Source organism: Streptomyces dysideae, from assembly GCF_001514305.1.
Lineage (GTDB): Bacteria > Actinomycetota > Actinomycetes > Streptomycetales > Streptomycetaceae > Streptomyces > Streptomyces dysideae.
The window spans coordinates 1-1941 of sequence record NZ_KQ949178.1; the positions used below are offsets into that span (position 1 = coordinate 1).

3 protein-coding genes are annotated in these 1941 nt (G+C 68.3%); all 3 read right to left on the reverse strand.

What is annotated here, in order from left to right; all coding sequences use genetic code 11:
• Positions 1 to 568 (reverse strand): IclR family transcriptional regulator domain-containing protein (locus AQJ91_RS48230; RefSeq protein ID WP_067036760.1); only part of this gene is annotated, 568 nt, incomplete at its 3' end.
• A 31-nt stretch (positions 569 to 599) separates the two neighbouring features.
• Positions 600 to 1433, reverse strand: coding sequence for an ABC transporter ATP-binding protein (locus AQJ91_RS48235; RefSeq protein WP_067036762.1), 834 nt, complete (start codon positions 1431 to 1433; stop codon positions 600 to 602).
• Positions 1434 to 1446: 13 nt separating this feature from the next.
• Positions 1447 to 1941: ABC transporter permease (locus AQJ91_RS48240; RefSeq protein ID WP_159054848.1), on the reverse strand; the 495-nt coding region annotated here is incomplete at its 5' end.

Genomic DNA, 1941 nt, shown 5'->3' on the forward strand with positions numbered 1-1941 from the left:
GTGCCCGCACGTGTTCCAGTTCGGCGGCGAGTGCCTCCGTGGAGGTGATGGTGCGGGGGGTGAGCGGCTTGAGGGAGGCGGTGTCCAGGTAGTGCCGTAGCCGGGGCTCGTCGAGGTGGGCGAGCAGGACCCGGCCGAGGGAGGTGGCATGGGCGGGGAAGCGGGTCCCGATGCTGATGGAGACCGTCATGATCCGCCGGGTGGGTACCCGGCTGACGTACACCACGTCCTCGTCGTCGAGCACCGCCACCGACGAGGACTCGTGGACCTCGGCGACCAGTTGCTCCAGGTGGGGCTGGGCGATCTCCGCCAGGGACATGCTGGACAGGTAGGCGTAGCCCAGTTCCAGGACCCGGGGCGTGAGGCGGAAGTGGCGGCCGTCGGTGGCCATGTACCCCAGGTCGGCGAAGGTGAGCAGGAAGCGCCGTGCGGTGGCACGGCTCATGCCGGTGATCCTGGCGACCTCCGAGAGGGTCATCTCGGGTGTGTCGGCGCTGAACGCACGGATGACGGCCAGCCCTCGCTCCAGGGACTGCACGAAGTACCGCCCGGGTTCGTTGTCGTCCATGCGCTGTGGCCCCTGTGTCGGACGGTGTGGGTCAGGACTCGGACTTGTGCAGGGCGAGTTCGTCACTGCGGACGGCCACTGCCGGGTCCGTGTCGCCGTTGTGGTGCTTGGCGCGCTGGATCTGCTCGTAGACGTGGGCGCGCAGTTCGGCGAAACGGGTGCTTGAGCGGGTGTGCAACTGGTCGCGCTCGTCGGGGAGATCGATCGTGAGATCCTCCAGCACCACGGTCGGCGAGGCGGACAGGACGATGGTGCGCTGGCCGAGATAGACCGCCTCGTCGATGTCGTGGGTGACGAACAGGACAGTGACGCCCAGCTCGTGCCACAGGCGCCGGATGAGGTCCTCCAACTCGGCGCGCGTCTGGGCGTCGACGGCCGCGAACGGCTCGTCCATGAGCAGCACCTTCGGCTCGAAGGCGACGGCGCGGGCGATGGCGACGCGCTGCTGCATTCCTCCGGAGAGCTGCCAGGGGTAGGCCTGGTGGGCGTCGGCGAGGCCGACCACCTCCAGGGCGTGGTCCACCAGTTCCTTCTCGCGGGCCTTGCCGAGCTTCTTGCGGCGCAGGGGCAGGGCGACGTTGTCGCGTACGTTCATCCAGGCGAACAGGGAGCGGCCGTACTCCTGGAAGACCACCGCCATGCCGGGCGGCGGCCCGCCCACCGGGCGGCCGTCCAGGCGGACTTCGCCGCTGGTCGGCGTGAGCAGTCCGGCCATGGACTTCAGCAGGGTGGTCTTGCCGCATCCCGAGGGGCCGACCAGGCACACGAGTTCGCCGGCACCGATATGAAATGTCAGGTTCCGCAGTGCCTCCACGCTGCGGTTGCGTCCGGTGTAGATCTTCTTCAGGTTGCGTACGTCGAGCATCGACGTCTCCTTGTCAGGTGTTGCGCTGGGCGCGGCGCAGGCCTTGGTACCAGGCCAGGACCCGGTTCTCGGCGAATCGGAAGAGCAGCGACAGGGCGAAGCCGAGCAGGCCGAGCAGCAGGACGCCGCTCCACATCTCGGGGATCGCGAACGAGCGCTGGAACTGCACGATGGCGAAGCCGAGCCCGTTGCTGGCGGCGAACATCTCGCTGATGACCATGAGGATGATCCCGATCGAGAGGGCCTGGCGCATGCCCGTGACGATCTGCGGGCTCGCCGAGCGCAGCACCAGGTGCCAGAGTCGGGAGGTGCCGGTGATGCCGTACGAACGGCAGGTGTCGCTCAGGACCTCGTCGACGGCTCGGACGCCTTCGACGGTGTTGAGCAGGACCGGCCACATGCAGCCGCTGACGATGACGAGGACCTTCATGGTGTCGCCGATGCCCGCGAACAGCATGATGACCGGTACGAGCACCGGGGGCGGGATGGCCCGGAAGAGCTCCAGGAC